A 16,662-nucleotide genomic window follows, 5' to 3' on the forward strand; every position below is an offset into this window, starting at 1 on the left:
AGGGGAGTGCCGATGCTGAGCCGTATCGAGAGTTTCCTGCTCAACCTCGCCGCCGTGGCGGTGATCGGTCTGGGCCTGTTGATCACGTCGAGCGTGCTTCTGCGCGCGCTGTTCAACTCGGGCATCCCCGACACGATCAACATGGTGCGTGAGTTGATGGTGGCGGCGATCGTGCTGCCGCTCGCCGCCACCGCGGCGGCACGCGGCAACATCGTCGTCGAGGTGCTGTCGGAGCGGCTGCCGCCACGCACACAGGACTTGCTGGTCGTGCTGGGCTCCATCGTCGGGCTCCTAGCGCTGGCGCCGCTGATCTGGGCGGGCTGGAAGGAGGCCGTGCACACGTTGCAGTCCGGCAGCTACTTCTTCGGTCAGCTCAACCTCCCGAAATGGCCCGGCCGGGTGATCTTCCTGTTCGGCGTCTCCTTCTGCTGGCTCCGGCTGGCGATCCAGATGGTCGGCGACATCCGCACGATCCGCGCTGGACGGCGGGTGCTGATCGATCCGTCGCGCCCCGAGCATCACGAAGAGGTCTGAGACCATGGACGGCACTCTCATCGGTCTCGTGGCCTTCGGCGCGGTCCTGTTCCTGCTGGCGCTGCGCGTGCCGATCGCTTTCGCGCTCGCGGCGATTGCCACCATCGGCACCTTCGTCATCTTTGCCTTCCGCACCGGGACCTTCGCGCCCGAGCGGGCGATCCGACCGACCACCTCGCTGGTGTTTTCGAACAGCTTCGACCTGATCCACAGCTACGATCTGTCGATGATCCCGCTCTTCGTGGCACTGGGCCACATCGCCTATCGCGCCGACATCACCACCAAGATCTACCACGCCGCGCGCGTCTGGCTTGCCCGCGTGCCCGGCGGCGTCGCCATGGCCTCGGTCGTGGGCTGCGGCGGCTTTTCGGCGATCACCGGATCCTCGATCGCCTGCGCCTCGACCATGGGTCGGATCTGTACGCCCGAGATGCTCTCGGTCGGCTATGACAAACGGCTCGCCACCGCCTCGGTCGCCGCCGGCGGCACGCTTGGCTCGCTCATTCCGCCCTCGGTGCTGTTCATCATCTACGGAATCTTCACCGAGACCTCGATCAGCCAGCTGTTCCTTGCGGGCATCTTGCCGGGCATCGTGTCGCTCTTGGGCTTCCTCCTGGTGATCTTCATCTGGGTGAAGCGCGACCCGGCCGCGGCGCCCGCCTATACGGGCATCATTTCCATGGCCGATCGCGGCCGCGCCGCGCTCGAAGCCTGGCCCGCTGTGCTATTGTTCGTGATCATCGTCGGCGGCATCTATGGCGGCATCTTCACCGCCACCGAAGCGGCGGCTGTCTGCGTCTCGGCCGCGGTGCTGATCGGGCTGGTGCAGCGCAAGCTGACCTTCCGCGCGATCTGGGAGTCGCTGCGCGAGACCTGCATCCAGACCACCTCAATCTTTCTGATCGCAGCGGGGGCCAAGATCTTCGTGGCCTTCATCGCGCTCACCGGCGTCGCACCCGACATCGTCGAGGCGGTCACCGCCGCCGAGCTGTCGCCGGTGTTGCTGATGGCCGCGATCGCGCTGATCTATCTCGCGCTGGGGATGTTCCTGGACCCGATCGGCATCATGGTGCTGACCCTGCCGCTGATGATCCCGCTGATCGAGACCTATGGCTTCGACCTGATCTGGTTCGGCGTCGTCGTCATCAAGCTGCTGGAGATCGGCCTGATCACGCCGCCCGTGGGCCTCAACGTCTTCGTCATCGCCGGCGTGGTCGGGCGCGACGTGCCGATCGACCGCATCTTCGCCGGTATCGCGCGGTTTTTGTCGGTGGACGTCCTTGTGCTGATCCTGATCATGGCAGTGCCGGCGCTGTCGCTGGTCATACCCTATTCGATGTGAGGTTGCCGTGAAGATCACCGATGAAAGCCAGGATCGCCGTTTCGCCACCACGCTGGCCCGTGGGCTGTCGGTCCTGCGCGCCTTCCGGCCTTCGGATGACGGTCTCGGCAACGCCGAGATCTCGGAGCGGACCGGCCTGCCGAAATCGACCGTCTCGCGGCTGACCTTCACGCTGCAATCCCTGGGCTACCTGACCCATGCGCGCCGGCACGACCGCTACCGGCCGGGTCCCGCGCTGCTGGCGCTGGGCAACGTGGCGAGCGCCTCGATCTCCTTCGTCGAGCTGTCGGGGCCGATCATGCAGCGCGTGGCGGACGAGACGGCGACGCTGGCGCTGCTGTCGGTGCGCGACCGGGGCCGGGTGCTCATCACCAAGACATGGCGGCCGCAGAACGTCTCCTCGATCTGGCTCGAGGTCGGGCACCGCCTGCCGTTCAAGGGGTCGAGCTCGGGTCACGCCATGCTGGCCGCCCTTTCGGAGGAGGGGTTCGCCGAAGCCGTGGCCGACGCCGAAGGCCATCGCGGCCTCGACGAGGAGAGCGCACGCGCGGCGCGGCGCGAGGCCTATACCCAGCTCGTCACAGAGGGCTTCGTGATCGCCGATCCGGCGGCCTATTTCGCGTCCAACATCCACGCCGTGTCGGTGCCGTTCCAGTCGCGCGACCTGAGCGAGCCGGTGATCTTCACCTGCGGGGCCATGCCCAAGGATCTCAGCATCGAGCGGATGCGCGAGGAGGTCGGCCCGAAGTTGCAGGCCGGGGTGCGCGAGCTGGAGCGGATCATGGGGCAGGGGCCGTTCCTGACCCGGCACGATATCTAATCGTGCTCTTAATTCTGCATGTTGGAATTAAGATTTACATGTTGAAACTTGATCGGGCGATCGGTTAGGCTGGAGCCCGAGGAGGAGGATCAAATGGCAGGTACTGTGCATTTCGAGACCCGTGGCCGGATCGCGGTGATCACCGTCGACCACGCGCCGGTGAACGCGCTGGGCCGCGACGTCCGCGCCGGACTGGTAGCGGCGATCGAACGGTTCGAGGCGGAGGGCGCCGAGATCGCGGTGATCCACGGGGCGGGCCGGCTGTTCATCGGTGGCGCCGACATCTCGGAATTCGGCAAGCCGCCGCAGGAGCCGTTCCTGCCCGACGTGGTCAACCGCATCGAGGCCTGCACCAAGCCGGTCGTCGCCGCGATCCACGGCGCCGCACTTGGCGGCGGGCTCGAGATCGCGCTCGGCGCGCATTACCGCGTCGCCGTCCCGGGTGCTCAGCTGGGCCTGCCGGAAACCAAGCTTGGCGTCATCCCGGGCGCGGGCGGCACCCAGCGCACGCCGCGCCTGGTCGGGGCCGAGGCCGCGATCGACATGGCCACCACCGGCACGCCGGTCCCGGCCGCCAAGGCGGTCGAGATGGGGCTGGTGGACAGGCTGGGCGAAGGCGAGGCACTCGATGCCGGCCTGGCCTATGCCGAGGAACTGCTCTCGCAGGGCGCGGGCCCGCGCCCGGTGCGCAACATGGCCGCGCCCGAGCATGACGCCGCGATGTTCGATGCGCGCCGCGCCGCGCTCAAGAAGAAGCTGCGCGGTGAGGTGGCCCCGCTGGCCGCGCTCGATGCGATCGAGGCCTCGACCAAGTTGGGCTTCGATGAGGGCCTCGCCGAGGAGCGGCGCCAGTTCATGAAGATGATGGAGACGCCGCAGCGCGCGGGGCTCATCCACGCCTTCTTCATCGAGCGCAAGGTCGCCAAGCTGCCCGAGATCGAGGGCATCGCCCCCCGCGACGTCTCGGCTATCGGCGTGATCGGCGGCGGCACCATGGGGGCGGGCATCGCCACCGCGGCGTTGCTGCGCGGCCTGACCGTGACGCTGGTCGAGCGCGACGAGGAGGCCGCATCCCGCGCCCGCGCCACCATCGAAAAGAACCTCGCCGCGGCGGTGAAGCGCGGCAAGCTCAAGGAAGACAAGCGCGACGCGATCCTCTCGGGCGCGCTCTCCTGTGTCACCGGCTACGACGCGCTGGGGCAGGCCAACGTGATCATCGAGGCCGTGTTCGAGAGCATGGACGTCAAGAAGGACGTGTTCCGCGAGATCGACCGCGTGGCCAAGCCCGGCGCGGTGCTGGCCACCAACACCTCCTATCTCGACATCAACGAGATCGCGCAGGCCACGAGCCGTCCGCAGGACGTGATTGGACTGCACTTCTTCTCGCCCGCCCATGTGATGAAGCTGCTGGAGGTCGTGGTCGCGGACAAGACCGCGCCCGAGGTCACCGCCACCGCTTTCGCGCTCGGCAAGAAGCTCGGCAAGGTCTCGATTCGTGCGGGCGTCTGCGACGGCTTCATCGGCAATCGCATCCTGTCGCATTACCGGACCGCCGCCGATCACATGATCCTCGACGGTGCCAGCCCCTACCAGATCGACAAGGCGCTGCGCGATTTCGGCTTCCCGATGGGCCCTTATCAGGTGGGCGACCTCGCCGGGCTCGACATCGGCTACATGACGCGGCAGCGGAAAGCCGGTCAGCGCCACGAGCGCGACCGCTATCCCGGCTGGGCCGACACGCTCTACGAGATGGGGCGGCTCGGCCAGAAGACCGGGCGCGGCTACTATATCTACGACGAGGAGAGCCCGCGCGGCCGCCCCGACCCGGAGGTCGAGGAGATCATCGCCGCCGAGCGCGAGAAGCAGGGCGTGACCCCGCGCGATTTCACCGATGAGGAGATCGTCGAGCGCTACATGGCCGCCATGGTCAATGAGAGCGCCCGCGTGGTCGAGGAGGGCATCGCGCAGCGCCCGCTCGATGTCGATGTGACGCTGCTCTACGGCTACGGATTCCCGCGCCATCGCGGCGGCCCGATGCACTACGCCGATACCGAGGGGCTGGCCGTGATCCGCGACCGGATCGAGGGCTACGCCGCCGAGGATGATCATTTCTGGAAGGTCGCGCCGCTGCTCGCGCGACTGGCCTCCGACAATTCCACATTCGCCAGCCTGAACGGCTGAGAGGGAGAGACGACATGACCGACGCCGTCATCGTATCCACCGCCCGCACGCCGATCGGCAAGGCCGCCCGGGGCGCGTTCAACATCACCCATGGCGCCGACATGGCGGGCCACGTCGCCCGTCACGCGGTCGAGCGCGCCGGCATCGACCCGGCGCTGATCGAAGACGCGATCTTCGGCTGCGGCTATCCGGAATACGTCACCGGCGGAAACATCGCCCGCCAGGCGGTGATCCGCGCCGGTCTGCCGGTGTCGATCGCGGGTGCCACGGTCAACCGCTTCTGCGCCTCGGGCCTGCAGGCGGTGGCCATGGGTGGCCACATGATCGCGCAGGAAGGCGCCAAGGCGGTGCTGGTCGGCGGGGTCGAGAGCATCTCGATGGTGCAGCCGCCCGCACGCCATTCGCGCAATGCTTGGATCGAGGAGCACAAGCCCGAGCTCTACCACGCGATGATCGAGACCGCCGACACCGTGGCCAAGCGCTACGGCATCTCGCGCGAGGCGCAGGACGAGCTGTCGCTGCAGAGCCAGATGCGTACCGCCGAAGCCCAGAAGGCCGGGCGCTATGACGCCGAAATCGCGCCGATGGAAGTGACCAAGGCCGTCAAGGACAAGGAGACCGGCGAGGTCTCGCATGTCACCGAAACCATCTCGATGGACGAGTGCAACCGCCCCTCGACCAACCTCGAAGGCCTGCAGAAGCTGCAGCCGGTGCGCGGCGAAGGCAACTTCATCACCGCCGGCAACGCGAGCCAGCTCTCCGACGGCGCTGCCGCGCTGGTGATGATGGACCGCAAGGAGGCCGAGCGCCTCGGTCTCGACATCCTCGGTGCCTTCCGCGGCTTCGCCGTCGCGGGCTGCGAGCCCGACGAGATGGGCATCGGCCCGGTCTTCGCCGTGCCGCGTCTCTTGGAGCGTCAGGGCCTGACCGTCGACGACATCGACCTGTGGGAGCTGAACGAGGCCTTCGCCTCCCAGGCGCTCTACTGCCGCGACACGCTGGGCATCGACAACGACAAGCTCAACGTCTCGGGCGGTTCGATCTCGATCGGCCATCCCTTCGGCATGACCGGCGCGCGCATGACCGGCCACCTGCTGATCGAGGGCCGCCGTCGCGGCGCCAAGCTCGGCGTCGTCACCATGTGCATCGGCGGCGGGCAGGGTGCCGCCGGCCTGTTCGAGATCTACTGAGAAAGGGCCCGGCAATGGACCTGAACTTCACCGAAGAGCAGAAAGCCTTCCGCGCCGAGCTGCGGAGCTTTCTCGAGGAGCGGCTGCCCGAGCGGCTGTCCGAGAAGGTGCGCCTTGGCCAGCGCCTGACCAAGCAGGATTACGAGGAATGGCACGCCATCCTCAACGAGAAGGGCTGGCTCGCGGGCAACTGGCCGAAAGAGCATGGCGGCGCCGGCTGGAACGCGGTCGAGCGGCACATCTTCGAGGAAGAGACCACCGCCGCCCATGCGCCGCGCATCGTGCCCTTCGGTCTCGCGATGCTCGGCCCTGTGCTGCAGAAGTTCGGCTCCAAGGAGCAGCAGGATTACTGGCTGCCGCGCATTCTCAACGGTGACGATTGGTGGTGCCAGGGCTATTCCGAGCCGGGCGCGGGCTCCGATCTCGCCTCGGTCAAGACGACCGCCGTGCGCGACGGCGACCATTACGTGGTGAACGGGCAGAAGACCTGGACCACGCTGGGCCAGTACGCCAACATGATCTTCTGCCTCGTGCGCACCTCCAAGGAGGGCAAGCCGCAGGAGGGGATCTCCTTCCTGCTGGTCGACATGAACGATCCCGGCGTGACCGTGCGCCCGATCGTGCTTCTCGACGGCGAGCCGGAGGTGAACGAGGTCTTCTTCGACAACGTCCGCGTGCCGGTGGAGAACCTCGTCGGCGAGGAGAACAAGGGCTGGACCTACGCCAAGTACCTGCTGACGCATGAGCGGACCAACATCGCCGGGGTGGGCTTCGCCAATGCCGGTCTCGCGAACCTCAAGCGGATCGCGCGGCTCGAACAGTCGGGCGGCCGCCCGCTGATCGAGGACCCGCTCTTCGCGGCGAAGATCGCCGAGGTCGAGATCTCGCTGATGGCGATGGCCACGACCAACCTGCGGGTGGTCTCGGCCGCCGCCGCTGGTCAGGCGCCGGGCGCGGAAAGCTCGATGCTCAAGGTCAAGGGCACGGTGATCCGGCAGGAGATCAACGCGCTGACCAAGCAGGCGGTCGGTCCCTGGGCGATGCCCTTCGTCTCCGAGGCGCTGGAAGCGGGATCGAACGAGGGGCCGGTCGGCCCGTCCTACGCGATGTCTGCGACGCCGCATTACCTGAACAACCGCAAGCTCTCGATCTATGGCGGATCGAACGAGGTGCAGAAGACGATCATCGCCAAGGCGATCCTGGAACTCTGAGGGGCGGGACATGAACTTCCAACTGACCGAAGAGCGGCAGATGCTGCAGGACGGGCTGCGCCGCTATCTGGGCGAAGCCGTGACACCGCAGGCCCTCGAAGCCGCGCAGACCGCCGGCATGTCGCCCGAGATCTGGGCCGGCCTGTCCGAGATGGGCGTCGCCGGCGCGCTGTTCACCGAAGATCAGGGCGGCTTCGGCGGGGCCGGTTTCGACCTGATGGTGGTGTTCGAGGAGCTGGGCCGCGCGGGCGCGGTCGAGCCGATGCTCGAATTGCTGCTCGCCGGGCGGCTGGTCGCCGAGCTGGGCGACGAGACTCAGCAGGAGATCGTCGCGCAGGCGGTCGAAGGTGCGGTGCAGCTGGCCTTCGCGCATGGCGAACCGGCCAGCCGCTTCGACCTGGAGCGGGTCGAGACCCGCGCCGAGCGGAGCGGCGATGGCTGGACCCTCACGGGGCGCAAATCCGTCGTCGTCAACGGCGCCCAGGCCGATCACATCGTCGTCTCCGCCCGAACCTCGGGCGATGTTGCCGACCGCGACGGGATCAGCCTGTTCCTGCTGCCCAAGAGCATGGCGGGCGTCGAAATCCGCGACTACCCACTGAGCCAGGGTGGCCACGCGGCCGAGATCGTGCTCGACGGCGTGACGCTGCCTGCAGGCGCGCTGCTCGGCGCCGAGGGCCAGGCCTTCGAGGCGATCGAGACGGCGCAGGCCCGCGCCACCGCCGCGATCTGCGCCGACGCGCTCGGCGCGATGGAGACGGCGCGCGCGCTGACCGGCGATTATCTCAAGACCCGCAAGCAGTTCGGCCAGCCGATCGGCAAGTTCCAGGCGCTGCAGCATCGCGCCGCCGACATGCTGATCGAGATCGAGCAGGCGCGCTCGGCGGTGATCAACCTGTGCGGCCATCTCGAGGCCGACCGCAGCACCCGCGAGATCCACGTCTCCGCGACCAAGCACCTCGTCGGCAAGGTCGCGCGGCTCGTCGCAGAGGAAGCGGTCCAGATGCATGGCGGCATCGGCATGACCGAGGAGTACGACCTCGCCCGCTTCGCGCGGCGGCTTTCGATGCTCGACCAGCGCTTCGGCGACGCGACCTTCCATCTGGGTCGCTTCGTAAGGCTTCGGGCGGCCTGATGGCGGGGCCGGGGATCATCGAGGGCGAGACCGGCGCGCAGCGGCTGATCGGCTACGTGCTGGATGTCGGCCAGGGTGATGGCCGGGCGCGGTGTCACCTCACCGTGACGGCCGATCACACCAACCGGCACGGCATGCTGCATGGCGGCATCGTCGCGACGATCCTCGACAATGCGATGGGCGCCACCGGCAGCCTGTCGCGCGATCCCGGCGGGCGCTACCCGTTTCTGACTATCTCGCTCAACACCCAATACCTCGCCCCCGCCCGCGAGGGCGAGGCGCTGGTGGCGGTCGGGCGCATCACCGGGGGCGGACGCAAGATCCTGTTCATCGAGGGTGAGCTGCGGGGCGGTGACGACCGGCTGATCGCTACGGCAACGGGCGTGTTCAAGCCGGTACCGAAGCAGCACGCGGAGGGACCCGCATGAGCATGGCGCGGATCGAGGATCGCGGCGACCGGCTGGTGGTGTGGAACCTCAACGCGGCCCGACGCGGCGCGCTGACACCGGACTATTATGCCGCGCTGCAGGACGCACTGGAGACGGCGGGTCGCACCAGGCGCATCGCCTGCGTCGTCCTCGCATCCGAGGGCGGTTTCTTCTGCGCGGGCGGCGATCTCGGCGTTCTCGCCACCCGCGCGGCGCAGAGCGAGGCCGAGCGGCGCGGCAACATCGAGAAGCTGCACGACCTCGTCCGCGCCATCATCACCTGCCCCAAACCGGTCATCGCGGCCGTCGAGGGCGGCGCCGCCGGGGCGGGGCTGTCGCTGGCGCTGGCCTGCGACGTCACCGTGGCCTCCGACACCGCCCGCTTCACGGCCGCCTATGTGAAAGCCGGGCTGGTGCCGGATGCCGGGCTCACCCATTTCCTCTCCGCCCTGCTGCCGCGCGCGCTTGCGCGACGGATGGTGCTTCTGGGCGAGCCCGTCGGAGCGGATCGGCTGCACGCGCTCGGCGCGCTGTCCGAGCTGGCGCCAGAGGGCCAAGCCTTCGAGGCCGCGATGGCGCTGGCTGACCGGCTGGCTCGGGGACCGTCGGCGACGCAGGGCGCGATCAAGACGCTGATGAACAGCGCCGCGCAGGGTGATCTGATGGCCCAGCTCGATGCCGAGCGCGACGCCATGGCCCGTGCCCAGGGAACACCCGAGGCGGCCGAGGGCATCGCGGCCTTTCTCGACAAGCGGGCCCCTGATTTCGTCGCGCTTAGGGAGATGTCATGACCGATCCCCTTTTCGATACCGCCGTGACGCGCGCCTATGGCACCCGGCTGCCGATCGTCGCCGGTGGCCTGATGTGGCTGTCGGATGCGGCATATGTCTCGGCCTGCGCCCGCGCCGGGATCATCGGCTTCATCACCGCCGCAAGCTTTCCCGATCCCGACCGGCTCCGCGCCGAGATCCGCCGGACCCGCGAAATGGCCGAAGGCGGGGCCTTCGGGGTCAACGTCTCGATGCTGCCCAAGCTGGTGCCGGGCGAGCGCACCGCCGAGATCTTCGAGCTGATCGCCGAGGAAGGCGTGCGCTTCGTGGAGACCTCGGGCCGCAACCCGGCGCCATGGCTGCCGATACTGAAGGCCGCCGGCATCACCGTGCTGCACAAGGTGCCGAGCGTTCGCTTCGCCGAGAAGGCGCAGTCCGAGGGTGTCGACATGGTGTCGATCGTCGGCGCCGAGTGCGGCGGCCATCCCGGGCTCGATCTGGTGGGCAGCTTCGTCAACCTCGCGCTGGCCGAGCGGCGGCTCGACATTCCGTTCCTGATCGGCGGCGGCGTCGGTCACGGCGGCCAGCTCGTCGCGGCGCTGGCGGGCGGCGCCGCGGGCGTCGTGGTCGGCACGCGGTTCCTCGTGGCCGAGGAGATCACGGCGCATCCCGACTACAAGCGGGCACTGTCGGAGGCGAAGGAAACCGACACGATGCTCAGCATGTCGAGCGTGCGCAACACGATCCGCACGCTGCGCAACGAGACCTCCGAGACCGTGGCGCGGCTCGAGACCGAGAACCCGGAGATCGGGATCGAGGCGCTGCTGCCGCATGTCTCGGGCGCGATCGGGCGGCGCGCCTACGAGACCGGCGACGTGTCGCGCGGCATGCTGTCGGCGGGGCAGGCGCTCGGGCTCACGGGCCAGATCGAGCCGCTGGCCGCGATCATCGGCCGGCTGGAGGAAGAGGCGCGGGTCGCGCTGGCGCGGCTGCGCCCGGCGATCCTGCAGGGGCAGACGCAGGGGGAGTTGGCATGATGCAGGCACAGACGGATGGGGCGCGGCCGGTCGAGACCGGCACGCGCCGGGTGCACGAGCTGCTCGGCCGCCAGGCGCAGCTGCGCGGTCAGGCGCCGGCGCTGATCGACGCCGATGGCCGAACGCTCGACCACGAGGTGAGCGAGGCGGCGGCCGGCGAGCTGGCAAGGCTGTTCGCCGAGCGTGGCGTCGTCGCCGGCGACCGGGTGCTGATCGTGGCCGAGAACTGCGCCGCGACCGCGCTGGCGATTTTCGCGGCCTCCGCGCTCGACGCGATCGCGGTCCCGGTCAATGCTAGGATGACCGGCGCCGAGCTGGCGCGGATCACCGACCATGCCGGACCGCGCGCGATCCTCTACACCACCCATGTCTCGGCCGAGGCGGCCGGCCATGCCGAGGCGGCGGGGGCCGAACCCGTCGTCACCGCGACCGGCCGGCTCGCGCTGGCCAAGGGCCCCGGCGGCGCGCCCGAGCCGGCGGCGCAGGGGCCGGAGCAGACCGCCGTGATCCTCTATACCACCGGCACAACCGGCGATCCCAAGGGGGTGATGCTGACCCACGCCAACCTGCTCTTCGCCGGTGCCACCAGCGCCGCACTCAGGGGCATGGGGCCCGAGGACCGGGTTTATGGCGCGCTGCCGCTGACCCATGTCTTCGGCCTGGCCTCGATGCTGATGGCCGCGATGAGCTGCGGCGCCTGCGTGCAGCTCGAGACCCGCTTCGCACCCGACCGGCTGCTCGCGGCGCTGAAGCGGGGCGTCACGGTGCTGCCGATGGTGCCGCAGATGCACGCGCTGCTGATGAAGCACGTGGCCGGGCAGGGGCTCGACCGGCTCGAGGGCGCCAGGCTGCGCTACGTCTCGTCCGGCGCGGCGCCGCTTGACCCGGCCTGGAAGCGAAAGGCCGAGGCCTTCTACGGTCTGCCGCTGCAGAACGGCTACGGCATGACCGAAAGCACAGCCGGCGTCAGCGGCACCCGTAACCCGATCGGTGTGCCCGATGTCTCGGTCGGCCCGGCGCTTCCGGGGATCGAGATCCGCATCGATGCGCCCGATGCCGAGGGCGTGGGCGAGATCCGCACCCGCGGCCCGCATGTGATGAAGGGCTATTACCGCAACCTCGAGGCCACCGCGCAGGTGATCGATGCCGAGGGGTGGCTCGCGACCGGCGATCTGGGGCGGATCGACGCCGAAGGGCGGCTGCACGTGGTGGGCCGCTGCAAGGAGCTGATCATCCGCTCCGGCTTCAACGTCTACCCCCCCGAGGTCGAGGCCGCGCTGAACGATCATCCCGCCGTGGTGCAGGCCGCCGTGGTCGGCCGCTCGCGCGATGGCAACGAGGAGGTGCTGGCCTTCGTGCAGTGCACCGATCCCGTCCCCGAGCCTGCGACGCTGAAAGCCCATGTCTCGGAGCGGCTTTCGAGCTACAAGCGGCCATCGAAGATCCTGATCGTGGACCGGCTGCCTGCTGCGGCGACCGGCAAGATCCTGAAACACAAGCTGCTGGGCGTCTTCGCCGATCGCCTGGCCGCACTCGACGCGGAGGAGAAATAACATGCCCAAGGATATGCAGGGCCACGGCCCGGAACTCGCCCAGTTCGACTGGTCCGACCCCTTCCTGCTGGAGGCCCAGCTCGACGAGGACGAGCGGATGCTGCGCGACGCGGCGCAGGCCTTCGCGCAGGACAAGCTCGCCCCGCGCGTGACCGAAGCCTACCGCGAAGAGACGGCCGATCCGTCGATCTTCCGCGAGATGGGCGAGGCCGGGCTGCTCGGTGTGACCGTCGAGGAGGAGTTCGGCGGTCTCGGTGCGTCCTATGTCACCTATGGCCTGATCGCCCGCGAGGTGGAGCGCGTGGATAGTGGCTACCGCTCGATGATGTCGGTGCAGTCGAGCCTCGTGATCTACCCGATCCACGCCTATGGCTCTGAGGAGCAGAAGAAGAAATACCTCCCCGGCCTGTGCTCGGGCGAGCTGATCGGCTGCTTCGGCCTGACCGAGCCCGATGCGGGCTCCGACCCCGCCGGCATGAAGACCGTCGCGAAGAAGACCGACAACGGCTACCGGCTCTCGGGCTCCAAGATGTGGATCTCGAACGCGCCGTTCGCGGATGTCTTCGTGGTCTGGGCCAAGTCCGAGGCGCATGACGGCAAGATCCGTGGCTTCATCCTCGAGAAGGGCATGACCGGCCTCTCGGCTCCGAAGATCGGCGGCAAGCTCTCCTTGCGCGCCTCGACCACCGGCGAGATCGTCATGGATGGCGTCGAGGTCGGCGAGGACGCGCTCTTGCCGAACGTGCACGGCCTCAAGGGCCCCTTCGGCTGCCTCAACCGCGCGCGCTACGGCATCAGCTGGGGTGCGATGGGCGCGGCCGAGGCCTGCTGGCACGCGGCGCGGCAATACGGCCTTGACCGCAAGCAGTTCAACAAGCCGCTGGCACAGACTCAGCTTTTCCAGAAGAAGCTCGCCGACATGCAGACCGAGATCGCTCTCGGCCTGCAGGGCTCCTTGCGTCTGGGCCGGCTGATGGACGAGGGCCGCGCCTCGCCCGAGCTGGTCTCGCTGATGAAGCGCAACAACTGCGGCAAGGCGCTCGAGATCGCGCGCCACGCCCGTGACATGCATGGCGGCAACGGCATCTCCGACGAATTCCCGGTGATGCGCCACATGATCAACCTGGAAACCGTGAACACCTATGAGGGCACGCATGACGTCCATGCGCTGATCCTCGGGCGCGCCCAGACCGGCCTGCAGGCGTTCTTCTGAGACAGGAGCAGATGATGAAGATCCTAGTCCCCGTGAAGCGGGTGATCGACTACAACGTGAAGGTGCGTGTGAAGTCGGACGGTACGGGCGTCGATCTGGCGAACGTGAAGATGTCGATGAACCCGTTCGACGAGATCGCGGTCGAGGAGGCGATCCGGCTGAAGGAGGCGGGTGTCGCCTCCGAGGTGGTCGCGGTGTCGATCGGCGTGAAGCAGGCGCAGGAGACGCTGCGCACGGCGCTGGCGATGGGCGCGGACCGGGCGATCCTGGTGGTCGCCGCCGACGCGCCGGATCAGGACATCGAGCCGCTGGCGGTGGCGAAGATCCTCGCCAAGCTGGTCGAGGAGGAGCAGCCGCAGCTGGTGCTCTGCGGCAAGCAGGCGATCGACAACGACATGAACGCCACCGGGCAGATGCTCTCGGCGCTGCTGGGCTGGAGCCAAGCGACCTTCGCCTCCGAGGTGACGATCGACGGTGACAAGGCGCAGGTGACGCGCGAGGTCGATGGCGGTCTGCAGACGATCTCGGTGAAGCTGCCGGCGATCGTCTCGGTGGACCTGCGGCTGAACGAGCCGCGCTACGCCTCGCTGCCCAACATCATGAAGGCCAAGAAGAAGCCCCTGGACGAGAAGACGGCGGCCGATTTCGGCGTCGACGTCAGCCCGCGGCTGGAGGTGGTGAAGACCGCCGAGCCGCCGGAGCGCAAGGCGGGGATGATGGTCGGCTCGGTCGACGAGCTGGTTGAGAAGCTGAAGGATCTGGGGTCGTGGGATGAGCGTGCTGCTTCTGGCCGAGGTCACGGACGGCGAATTGAACCGTGACGCCACCGCCCGCGCCGTCTCGGCGGTGCAGGGTCTGGGCGATGTGACGCTCCTGTGCGTCGGCGCCAAGGCCAAGGACGCGGCAAACGCCGCGACGACGATTCAAGGCGTGGCCCGCGTGCTCTGCGCCGAGGATCCGCTCTACTCCCACCGCCTGGCCGAGCCGGTCGCGGCGCTGGTGGCGCAGCTGGCCGAAGGCCACGAGGTGATCGCGGCCCCCGCCACCACCGATGCCAAGAACGTCATGCCGCGCGTCGCGGCGCTCCTCGACGTGATGATCATCCCCGATGTGCTGGCGGTGCATGGCGACGGCAGCTTCGACCGCCCGGTCTATGCCGGCAACGCGGTGCAGACCGTGAAGTCGCGCGACGCGACCAAGGTGATCACCATCCGCACCACCGGCTTCGAGCCGGCGGGCGACGGCGGGTCGGCCTCGGTCGAGGACGTGGCGCCTGCCGCCGATCCGGGCCTGTCGGCTTGGGTCGAGGACAAGCTCGCCGAGAGCGACCGGCCGGAGCTGACCTCGGCGGGCATCGTGGTCTCGGGCGGCCGCGGCGTCGGCTCGCAGGAGAACTTCGCGCTGATCGAGAAGCTGGCCGACAAGCTCGGCGCCGCCGTCGGTGCGAGCCGCGCCGCGGTCGACTCGGGCTTTGCCCCGAACGACTGGCAGGTCGGCCAGACCGGCAAGGTCGTCGCGCCCGCGCTCTATGTCGCGGTCGGCATCTCCGGCGCGATCCAGCACCTCGCCGGCATGAAGGACTCCAAGGTCATCGTGGCGATCAACAAGGACGAGGAGGCGCCGATTTTCCAGGTCGCCGATTACGGCCTCGTCGCCGACCTGTTCACCGCGCTGCCCGAGCTCACCGAAAAGCTCTGAACGACAGAACGGCTCGGCGCAGCGCGCCGGGCCGTTTTCAGGCCGCTTCTGCGGTCTCCGGTTCGGCCTTGCGCATTCCTGGCGCCGACAGTCGCATCCGCCCCCTGATCCAGCCCGACAGCGCGTCGATCCCCAGCGTCAGCAGCGCCACGACGCCGAGCAGCAGCACGGTGCGATCCGTGCGCAGCTCCTGCATCGCCGCGTCGATGTGAAAGCCCAGCGTGGCGACTCCCAGCAGGCCGAGGATCGCGCTGTCGCGCACGATGATCTCCCAGCGATAGAGGCACAGCGCGAAGAAGTTGCCCGACAGGCGCGGCAGCAACTCCCACGCCGCCAGCCGCACCCCACGCGGGGCGTCCGGCCTCAGCCGCGGCGTCAGTGCGTCGCCCTGCCGCCCCATCAGGTGGGCGATGATCGCGCCGTTATGGAGCCCCAGCGCAAGGATCGCCGGTATCATCGAGGGGCCGGTGATCTGAAGGATCACGAAGGCGAGCATGTAGTCTGGGATCGAGCGGGCCAGCACCAGCGCCAGGTGCCCCAGCAGCGCGCCGGCCCGCCCCGTGACGCGCCGCACGATCAACGGGAAGCCTGTCACCGCGATCAGCGCGGCCAGCGCCAGCGCAAGCTGCGACAGCACCAACGTCGACAGGATGCCGGGCAGCGCCTGATCGCCGATGAGCCGGGAGAGCCAAGGGCCGAGCCCGGCCCAGTCGCCGGCGCGGATCGGCGCCGGCACGGCGTCGTGCAGAAAGCGCAGCAGTGCGCCGTCGCCCATCGGCGGCGCCGGGTGGCGCGCCAGCAGCCATAGCGAGGCCAGGAGCCAGAGCGGGGCGAGCCGCAGCCGCATCCAGTAGCGGATCGGCAGGATCAGCGCGAGATAGACGAGGATCGCCGTCGCGGCTGCACCGTATTGTGCCTGCCGGAAATCGGTCTCGAGCAGGTAGCCCAAAGTCGGCAGCCCGACGAAGCCCAGCACCGCCGAGGATCTGAGCCCGCATTCCAGCCGGTAGAGCGTGTAGGCGCCCAGCTCAGGCAGCGCCAGCGGCAGACGGCTCCACAGCAGCCGCGACAGTGGCGGCGTGCGGCGCGGCAGCGCGCGCGTGGCCGCCGGATCGGCCTCGGCGAGGTATTCGGCAAAGACCTTTGCGAAGATCCCGGCATAGGGCAGGGCGATCGCCAGCACCCCGGTGAGCGGCCCGAGGCCCGTGACGCCCAGCAGCAGGAGCGCCCAGAACAGCTCGTGGATGGAGCGGATCAGGATGCACAGCCAGCGCACCGGCGCGAAGCCGTAGGCGAGGCTCAGCGCGAAACCGGCCGTCGCGCCGGCAAAGACGCCGCAGACCGCGAAGGCCACGGTCAGCGCAGCCGCGTAGCCCAGCGCCGCCGGATCGCCGAATTCGGGCGCGAGCAGCCCGGCGCCGATCCGTTGCAGCGTCAGCCATGGATCGGGGCGGGCGAGGTCGAGATCGGCCAATGCCAGCGCCGCCAGGGTCGCGAGACCGAAGCCGGCGAGGACCCGCGCGGCGGACAGGCGGCGGGGGCGTGCCATT

General features: G+C 68.9%; 15 protein-coding genes. 14 read left to right on the forward strand and 1 reads right to left on the reverse strand.

The window, feature by feature from the left end; translation table 11 throughout:
* Window positions 1-12: 12 nt before the first annotated feature.
* The 14 genes from T8T21_RS01705 (at window position 13) to T8T21_RS01770 (ending at window position 15,112) form a co-directional block, all read left to right on the forward strand.
* A complete protein-coding gene (locus tag T8T21_RS01705; protein WP_322336546.1) occupies window positions 13-534 on the forward strand; it encodes a TRAP transporter small permease in 522 nt (173 codons plus the stop codon).
* A 4-nt stretch (window positions 535-538) separates the two neighbouring features.
* Window positions 539-1,876 (forward strand): TRAP transporter large permease, encoded by a 1,338-nt coding sequence (locus T8T21_RS01710; RefSeq protein WP_183475253.1) that lies wholly within the window; start codon window positions 539-541, stop codon window positions 1,874-1,876.
* Window positions 1,877-1,883: 7 nt separating this feature from the next.
* Complete coding sequence (locus tag T8T21_RS01715; protein ID WP_183475254.1) at window positions 1,884-2,696, forward strand: IclR family transcriptional regulator; 813 nt, start codon at window positions 1,884-1,886, stop codon at window positions 2,694-2,696.
* 93 nt (window positions 2,697-2,789) lie between these two features.
* Complete coding sequence (locus tag T8T21_RS01720) at window positions 2,790-4,877, forward strand: 3-hydroxyacyl-CoA dehydrogenase NAD-binding domain-containing protein (RefSeq protein WP_322336547.1); 2,088 nt, start codon at window positions 2,790-2,792, stop codon at window positions 4,875-4,877.
* Between the two features lie 14 nt (window positions 4,878-4,891).
* Window positions 4,892-6,067, forward strand: coding sequence for an acetyl-CoA C-acyltransferase (locus T8T21_RS01725; RefSeq protein ID WP_322336548.1), 1,176 nt, complete (start codon window positions 4,892-4,894; stop codon window positions 6,065-6,067).
* A 14-nt stretch (window positions 6,068-6,081) separates the two neighbouring features.
* Complete coding sequence (locus tag T8T21_RS01730) at window positions 6,082-7,278, forward strand: acyl-CoA dehydrogenase family protein (RefSeq protein ID WP_322336549.1); 1,197 nt, start codon at window positions 6,082-6,084, stop codon at window positions 7,276-7,278.
* 10 nt (window positions 7,279-7,288) lie between these two features.
* Window positions 7,289-8,413: an acyl-CoA dehydrogenase family protein gene (locus T8T21_RS01735; protein WP_322336550.1), complete on the forward strand. Its 1,125-nt coding sequence runs from the start codon at window positions 7,289-7,291 to the stop codon at window positions 8,411-8,413.
* Complete coding sequence (locus tag T8T21_RS01740; RefSeq protein WP_322336551.1) at window positions 8,413-8,841, forward strand: PaaI family thioesterase; 429 nt, start codon at window positions 8,413-8,415, stop codon at window positions 8,839-8,841. Before T8T21_RS01735 ends, T8T21_RS01740 begins: the two co-directional genes overlap by 1 nt.
* Window positions 8,838-9,632, forward strand: coding sequence for an oxepin-CoA hydrolase, alternative type (locus T8T21_RS01745; protein ID WP_322336552.1), 795 nt, complete (start codon window positions 8,838-8,840; stop codon window positions 9,630-9,632). Before T8T21_RS01740 ends, T8T21_RS01745 begins: the two co-directional genes overlap by 4 nt.
* Window positions 9,629-10,648, forward strand: coding sequence for an NAD(P)H-dependent flavin oxidoreductase (locus tag T8T21_RS01750; protein ID WP_322336553.1), 1,020 nt, complete (start codon window positions 9,629-9,631; stop codon window positions 10,646-10,648). The genes T8T21_RS01745 and T8T21_RS01750 overlap by 4 nt, the downstream gene beginning before the upstream one ends.
* Window positions 10,648-12,201 carry a class I adenylate-forming enzyme family protein gene (locus tag T8T21_RS01755; RefSeq protein WP_322336554.1) on the forward strand — a complete coding sequence of 518 codons (1,554 nt, stop codon included), beginning with the start codon at window positions 10,648-10,650 and terminating at the stop codon, window positions 12,199-12,201. Before T8T21_RS01750 ends, T8T21_RS01755 begins: the two co-directional genes overlap by 1 nt.
* A gap of 1 nt (window position 12,202) precedes the next feature.
* A complete protein-coding gene (locus T8T21_RS01760) occupies window positions 12,203-13,414 on the forward strand; it encodes an acyl-CoA dehydrogenase (RefSeq protein ID WP_322336555.1) in 1,212 nt (403 codons plus the stop codon).
* Window positions 13,415-13,428: 14 nt separating this feature from the next.
* Entirely contained in the window at window positions 13,429-14,235 is an 807-nt protein-coding gene (locus T8T21_RS01765) for an electron transfer flavoprotein subunit beta/FixA family protein (RefSeq protein WP_322336556.1), read from the forward strand.
* A complete protein-coding gene (locus T8T21_RS01770) occupies window positions 14,186-15,112 on the forward strand; it encodes an electron transfer flavoprotein subunit alpha/FixB family protein (protein ID WP_322335926.1) in 927 nt (308 codons plus the stop codon). Before T8T21_RS01765 ends, T8T21_RS01770 begins: the two co-directional genes overlap by 50 nt.
* A 37-nt stretch (window positions 15,113-15,149) precedes the next feature.
* Here T8T21_RS01770 and T8T21_RS01775 read toward each other — a convergent pair whose 3' ends face one another.
* The gene (locus tag T8T21_RS01775; protein ID WP_322336557.1) at window positions 15,150-16,661 is read right to left on the reverse strand and encodes a PhnE/PtxC family ABC transporter permease; all 1,512 of its coding nucleotides are present in this window, start codon (window positions 16,659-16,661) and stop codon (window positions 15,150-15,152) included.
* Between the last annotated feature and the right edge of the window lies 1 nt (window position 16,662).

The organism is Limimaricola variabilis, assembly GCF_034371605.1.
GTDB lineage: Bacteria > Pseudomonadota > Alphaproteobacteria > Rhodobacterales > Rhodobacteraceae > Limimaricola > Limimaricola variabilis.